Source organism: Thermus sp. NMX2.A1, assembly GCF_000511705.1.
Lineage (GTDB): Bacteria > Deinococcota > Deinococci > Deinococcales > Thermaceae > Thermus > Thermus scotoductus.
This window is the reverse complement of sequence record NZ_ATNI01000097.1, coordinates 1-738: the sequence shown is the minus strand read 5'-3', so window position 1 is coordinate 738 and position 738 is coordinate 1. Positions and strand designations below refer to the sequence as shown.

The 738-nt window shown below is 68.3% G+C and carries 1 pseudogene; it reads left to right on the top strand.

Going from position 1 to position 738, the window contains the following annotated elements:
• Window positions 1-141: 141 nt before the first annotated feature.
• Window positions 142-738: pseudogene (locus TNMX_RS10885) on the top strand (transposase); the annotation flags it as partial.

Genomic DNA, 738 nt, shown 5'->3' with positions numbered 1-738 from the left:
TTGCGGGCGCAGCCCGTATCTGGTACCGGGGGTGATCCATGGACATGCTCAAGGTGGCCGAGGCCAGGCTCCAGGAGTTCACGGGCCGTTTTGCGAGCGTTTTCCCCCGATAAGCGCCTCCACCGACGGTTTGAAGAGGTGGTGCGGGGCGCCTTGGCCGCAGGCTCAGCCCGGGTGAGCGAGATGGTGGCCTCGCTCCCTTCTCCCCTCCAGAACCGCTTCCACCAGGCCAAAGCCCTTTACCGCTTCCTGTCCAACCCACGGGTGGAGGCAGAAGCCCTCCTTGACCGGGTCTATCAGGAGAGCGCGACTGCCCTGGAGGGTGAGGAGGTTCTGGTCCTCCTGGACCTGAGCCCGGTGGCCAAGCCCTATGCCCGGGCCCTGGAGGGGATAGCCCGGGTGGGGAAGGATAGGCGGCCCGGGTACGAGCTCCTCACCGCCCTGGGGTTGGACCCCGCGGGGCGGCTGGCCCTGGGGTACGCCCACCTGGTGGCCTACGGGGAGAGGGGGTTTGCCAGCCTGCCCAAGGAGGTGGAGGGAGCCATTGAGGCGGCCCGGGAGCGATTGGGGGGCGTGGGCAGGAGGCTGGTGTATGTGGCGGACCGGGGGTTTGACGACCGGAAGGTGTTTGGGCAGGTGCTGGCCCTGGGGGAGGAGTTCGTGGTGCGGGTCTACCGGGACCGGAAGCTTGGGGAGGGGGGTTCTCTGGCGAAGGTGGCTTCTTCCCTGGCCCTTCCC